This window comes from Mesorhizobium sp. M7A.F.Ca.MR.148.00.0.0, assembly GCF_003997735.1.
GTDB lineage: Bacteria > Pseudomonadota > Alphaproteobacteria > Rhizobiales > Rhizobiaceae > Mesorhizobium.
In genome coordinates, this window is the sequence record NZ_RZTB01000203.1 from 1 (window position 1) to 5456 (window position 5456).

General features: G+C 62.0%; 8 protein-coding genes. 4 read left to right on the forward strand and 4 right to left on the reverse strand.

What is annotated here, in order from left to right:
- Together groEL and EOB49_RS32635 are read right to left on the reverse strand one after the other, a co-directional pair.
- Positions 1–829: chaperonin GroEL (groEL, locus tag EOB49_RS32630; protein ID WP_127328383.1), on the reverse strand; the 829-nt coding region annotated here is incomplete at its 3' end.
- A gap of 33 nt (positions 830–862) precedes the next feature.
- Complete coding sequence (locus tag EOB49_RS32635) at positions 863–1201, reverse strand: co-chaperone GroES (protein WP_127383388.1); 339 nt, start codon at positions 1199–1201, stop codon at positions 863–865.
- Between the two features lie 250 nt (positions 1202–1451).
- Between EOB49_RS32635 and EOB49_RS32640 the strand changes: the two genes are divergently transcribed.
- Positions 1452–1700, forward strand: coding sequence for a hypothetical protein (locus EOB49_RS32640; RefSeq protein WP_127269690.1), 249 nt, complete (start codon positions 1452–1454; stop codon positions 1698–1700).
- On the forward strand, positions 1697–1963 hold the full coding sequence (locus EOB49_RS32645; protein ID WP_023809341.1) for a DUF1488 domain-containing protein: 267 nt from the start codon (positions 1697–1699) through the stop codon (positions 1961–1963). The genes EOB49_RS32640 and EOB49_RS32645 overlap by 4 nt, the downstream gene beginning before the upstream one ends.
- 28 nt (positions 1964–1991) lie before the next feature.
- Here the strand turns inward: EOB49_RS32645 and EOB49_RS32650 are convergent, their stop codons facing one another.
- Together EOB49_RS32650 and EOB49_RS32655 are read right to left on the reverse strand one after the other, a co-directional pair.
- Positions 1992–2183: a hypothetical protein gene (locus EOB49_RS32650; RefSeq protein ID WP_127269694.1), complete on the reverse strand. Its 192-nt coding sequence runs from the start codon at positions 2181–2183 to the stop codon at positions 1992–1994.
- 5 nt (positions 2184–2188) lie between these two features.
- Positions 2189–2392: a hypothetical protein gene (locus EOB49_RS32655; protein ID WP_127326527.1), complete on the reverse strand. Its 204-nt coding sequence runs from the start codon at positions 2390–2392 to the stop codon at positions 2189–2191.
- 686 nt (positions 2393–3078) lie between these two features.
- Here EOB49_RS32655 and EOB49_RS32660 point away from each other — a divergent pair.
- Both EOB49_RS32660 and EOB49_RS32665 read left to right on the forward strand, forming a co-directional pair.
- Positions 3079–4122 (forward strand): LacI family DNA-binding transcriptional regulator, encoded by a 1044-nt coding sequence (locus tag EOB49_RS32660; RefSeq protein WP_127272522.1) that lies wholly within the window; start codon positions 3079–3081, stop codon positions 4120–4122.
- A gap of 62 nt (positions 4123–4184) precedes the next feature.
- The gene (locus EOB49_RS32665) at positions 4185–5432 is read left to right on the forward strand and encodes a sugar ABC transporter substrate-binding protein (RefSeq protein WP_127383389.1); all 1248 of its coding nucleotides are present in this window, start codon (positions 4185–4187) and stop codon (positions 5430–5432) included.
- Positions 5433–5456 lie beyond the last annotated feature (24 nt).

The following is a 5456-nucleotide window of genomic DNA, read 5'->3' on the forward strand; positions in this document are numbered from 1 at the left end:
TGACGGCCGCGACCTTGAGGCCGCCGCGCAGCTTGTTGACGACCAGCGTCGCCAGAGCCTCGCCCTCGACGTCCTCGGAGATGATCAGCAGCGGCCTGCCGCTCTGCACCACCGCTTCAAGGATCGGCAGCATCGCCTGCAGATTGCCGAGCTTCTTCTCGTGGATGAGGATGTAGGGCTCTTCCAACTCGACGCGCATCTTGTCGGCATTGGTGACGAAATAGGGCGAGAGATAGCCGCGGTCGAACTGCATGCCTTCGACGACGTCGAGTTCGGTCTCGGCGGTCTTGGCTTCCTCGACGGTGATGACGCCGTCATTGCCGACCTTGTCCATCGCCTTGGCGATCATCTCGCCGACGCTGGCATCGCCATTGGCGGCGATGGTGCCGACCTGTGCGATCTCGGCCGACGACTTGACCTTCTTGGCGCGCGCCTGGATTTCCTTGACCACGGCGGAAACCGCCTGGTCGATGCCGCGCTTCAAATCCATGGGGTTCATGCCGGCGGCGACCAGCTTGGCGCCTTCGCGCAGGATCGAGGCGGCCAGCACCGTGGCGGTGGTGGTGCCGTCACCGGCGAGGTCGTTGGTCTTCGAGGCCACTTCGCGCACCATCTGGGCGCCCATGTTCTCGAACTTGTCGGCAAGCTCGATTTCCTTGGCAACGGTGACGCCGTCCTTGGTGATGCGCGGCGCGCCATAGGCCTTGTCGATGATGACGTTGCGGCCCTTGGGGCCGAGCGTGACCTTCACCGCATTGGTGAGGATCTCGACGCCGCGCAGCATGCGGTCGCGCGCGTCGGTGGAGAATTTGATTTCCTTGGCAGACATGATTTTTATCCAGTTCGTTCGGAGAAAATGAGGTCAGGCAGCTTTCTTGGCGGCCACGGTCTTGTCGGTTGCGGCCGTCTCGCTCTTGTCGATGACGCCCATGATGTCGGCTTCCTTCATGATCAGAAGGTCCTCGCCGTCGATCTTGACCTCGGTGCCCGACCATTTGCCGAACAGGATGAAGTCGCCGGCCCTGACGTCGAGCGGAACAAGCGTGCCGTTTTCGTCGCGTGCGCCAGGGCCGACGGCGATGACTTCGCCCTCCTGCGGCTTTTCCTTGGCAGTGTCGGGAATGATGATCCCGCCCTTGGATTTGATATCGCCTTCGGCGCGACGAATGACGACGCGGTCGTGGAGTGGCCGAAATTTCATGGGAACTTTCTTTCTGGGGCCGGCACAGGCGGCCACGCCCCTCCTCTATAGACGCGTTGGCACTCGATAGATAGGAGTGCCAAAAATTATTCGCGGGCCAAATTAAATATTCAAAAGTATTATTTCAGCTGGCCGTTTCGTGATATCCGCAGAATGTCAAATAATTCAAAAGATTGAATTTTGCCGATCGAGTGCCTATTTATCGGACAAGTTCACTTTCACGATTTCAGGCACAAGGGAGATTTCTTCGATGGCCGAAGGCAATCAGACGATCATGGAAAAAGCTGAAGCCCGCTTTGTCGACAAGCAGAAGAAGACAGCGGAGAAAAACAAGGCGACCGCCGAATATATGTCCGAGGCAAGAGCCAGGGAGATCAAGACGGCAAGGCTGAGGGAGCTTCGGCTGGCCAAGGAAGAGGCCGATCGTGTCGCCGAGGCCCTCAATCCTACGCCGAAGAAGAAGCGGGCGACCAAGAAAGCCACGGAGGCCAAGACATGAGCCTCACCTTCCCCAACCGCAGCCGCAGCTATGACGAAGCGGGCCAGCGCATTCGTTTCGTCGGCCATGACGGCATGTTCCAGATCTCATTTTCCGTCGCTGCCGACGCCATGGCCAAGATGCGGCCGGGCACTGCTGCCGATGAAGCCGGTTATCTCCAGACATTCGACACCGAGAGCAGCGCCATCCGCGAGGTGGCGTCGAAGGCCTACGACCGCACCCGCAAGAGCATGTATGTGCTGACGGCGGCCGATTTCGGCTGAAATGGCGGCGAGTTGGCGCTGACCGCGATCAGGTCTTGCGCTCGGCCCTTTCGCGGCGTTTGACGTCGCGGACATTCATCTGCACGACCATGTCCTCGGCCTCGCGCGGCCCCATCCCGACCATCACCTTTTGCCGGACAACCGCAGGCTGGCCGGTGAAGACATCGATGATGCTCCAACTCTGGGGAAGCTCCATGCGCACCGTGTAGCGGTTGGCCATGCCGGTCAGCCTTGCATCGTGAAAAACACGGCGCCCAGGATCAGCACCGTCCAGGCGACGACCGACAGTTTCAGCACCATGCCGCCATGCGCGGCCAGAAGCTTCCGCAGGTGCGGCACACCTGCCGGCGAGACCGGTGCCGCAGCCAAGGCGACAGGGGTCTTGAGGCCAAGTTTTCCAAAAACGGGCAGCAGCGACGGTTCACGCACGAAAGGCCTCGAATGTCAGGAAAAAGCGAAGCAACAACGCTCGCCTCCCTTCCATAGCACTCTTTTCGCGAGCGCCTGCATGCCAAATTCAAGACAGGACTGCTTTGACGGCCGGTCCGTACTGCCTTCGCAACACACAATCTATTCGCGGGAACTGACTGCGCTCGGGGCAGATTGGGACGCGAAATTTTGGAGGCCTCGCCTCGGGATCGAACCGAGGCTTCAGAGATTTGCCGTCTCCAGCGTAGCCGCTCCGCCACGAGGCCATGGCTGTCGAAGTAGCGGCCAAATATTTACCGAAAGGTTAATCCCGAGGGATTGTTCAGAATTTTCGGCATCGAGTTTCAGAGCGTTCGTCAGCCAACCTTGCCGGGCCTCGCTTCCGGCGCAGAGTTGCGATCCTTCACACCCCAAGCGGCAGCCCCGCCCCGTGTCGACCGAGGGCCTCCAGCACTGCGATTGACGTTTCTCCCCTACGCGCTTCCGAGGCTGCTTTTACCCCGCGTTGCATTTCGGAGGAGAGGAGCGGAGGCCAACCAACTTTTCCCCTTGAACAGCGATTCGATCTGGCTTAGCTTCATCTGAGAAAAGGTTTTCTCAAGCAATCGTCGTTGGGCTCGACCACCTGCCGGGCCTCATCCGGCTCGGTAAGAGAAAACCTTTTCCCAACCAAGGATCTCGGCGCAATGCCATCGGACGATCTGCCTGTTCCGGTCTTTTCCAAGCCAGTCACCTTGCGTGACGTGGCCGCCCAGGCCGGAGTCAGCGTCGCCACCGCATCCAAGGCACTCAATGGCCAGGGCCGGATGACAGCCGAGACGCGCGAACGCATTCGCGAGACCGCCCGGCGGCTTGGCTTCCGGCCCAACAGCCTGGCGCAGAGCCTGCTCAGGAGGCGCAGCTTCACCGTCGGCCTGCTCACCAACGATACCTATGGCCGCTTCTCGCTGCCGCTGATGTCGGGCATTTCGGACGCGCTGGTCGACAATGGCGTCTCGGTGTTCCTGTGCAATGTCGAGGAGGATCCGCGGCTGGGCCAGATGCATGTCGACGCCATGCTCGACAAGCGCGTTGACGGCATCATCGCCACCGGCAAGCGCATCGATCGCCATCTGCCCGTCGACCTCTCCAATCTGCGCGTCCCGGTGATCTATGCCTTCACGCAGCCAGATCCCGACGCCGTCGCCTTCGTCTCGGACGATGTTGGCGGCGCCCGGCTGGCCGTCGAGCATTTCTGCCGGCTGGGCCGCAAGCGCATCGCCCATGTCACCGGGCCGGCGAGCTTTGCCGTGGTGCACGCGCGCGTCCAGGCTTACCGCGACGTGCTCGTCGAAAACGGCCTGACGGTCAGCGAGCCGCTGCTCGGCTCCTGGTCGGAAGCCTGGGGTCACCAGGCGGTTGCGCAACTGTTCGACGGCAAAAGCGAAAGGCCGGACGCGGTCTTCTGCGGCAACGACCAGATCGCGCGCGGCGTCATCGATGCGCTGCGCGAACGCGGCCTCGACGTCCCCAGTGATGTCGGCGTCATCGGTTTCGACAATTGGGAGATCGTGGCCGAGGCGACGCGCCCGCCGCTGACCTCTGTCGACATGAACCTTGTCGCGCTCGGGCGCGAGGCCGGGTTGACCCTGCTTTCGCTGGTCGGCGGCAAGCCCGCCGCGCCAGGCATTCGAAAACTGCCGTGCCGGCTGGTGGTGCGGCAGTCATGCGGCCATCCGCCGGGTGGCTGAAAACGAAGCGCCGCGCAATCGGCGCCAAGCCGCGGACCGCGGCAACCTTGGAGGAGGAGAACATGAGGAACCTGATTGCCAAACTGACCCTGGCCGCTGCCGTTCTGGGTGGCGGTCTCGGCACTGCCGCCGCCGAGACGGCCAACATCTGGGTGCGCGCCGACGGCTCGAATTTCATGCCGAGGATCGTCGATGCCTACAACAAGGCGCACACCAACCAGGTCAAGCTCGACATCATTCCCAATGCTGAGATCATCCCGAAATACGGTGCCGCGGCCGCCGGCGGCACGGCGCCCGACGCGCTGTCGCTCGACTTGATCTACACGCCGTCCTTCGCCGCAGCCGGCCAATTGGAGGACATTACCGACTGGGCAAAGTCCCTGCCCTATTTTGCCAGCCTGTCGCCGGCGCATGTGAAGACCGGCACCTACAAGGATCACATCTATGGCCTGCCCTTCTCCGCCGACGCCTCGGTGCTGATCTGGAACAAGAAGCTGTTCAAGCAGGCCGGCCTCGACCCTGAAAAAGGCCCTGCCAACTGGGCCGAGATCGCGGCCGATGCCGAGAAGGTCAACGCGCTCGGCGGCAACATTAAGGGCTTCTACTTCTCCGGCAATTGCGGCGGCTGCAACATCTTCACCTTCACACCGCTGATCTGGGCGTCGGGCGGCGACATCCTGAGCGAAGACGGCTCGAAGGCGACGCTGGACAGCCCGCAACTGCGCGGCGCCATCGATCTCTACCGCTCGATGGTCAAGAAGGATCTGGTGCCGGCGGGCGCGCAGACCGATACCGGCGCCAACTTCTTTGCGGCATTTGCCGCCGGCAATATCGGCATCTCGCCGTCCGGCGCCTTCGCCATCGGCGCGCTCAACACCCAGTATCCCGATATCGACTACGGCGTCACCTTCCTGCCGGGCAAGGACAGCGGCTGGTCGTCCTTTGCCGGCGGCGACAATTTCGTCGTCACCAAGGGCACCACGAAACTGCCCGTGGTGAAGGAATTCCTCGACTTCGCCTATTCGCTCGAAGGCCAGACCATCCTCGCCAAATACGGCAGCCTGCCGGTGCGCGGCGACATCGCCAAGGAGGCGCTGAAGGATCTCGATCCGCGCTACCAGGTCGCCGCCGAGGCTATGGCCAAGGGCAAGACACCCTATTCGGTGGTGTTCAACGACCTGATCAACTCCGCCAACGGGCCGTGGACGCAGATGATCAACGAGGTCTTCTTCGGCGACGATGTCGACGGCGCCATAGCCAACGCACAAGAGACGATGCAATCGATCATCGACCAGGCGCCGCAGAAATAGCCCCAACCTCACCTCCCCCTTGAG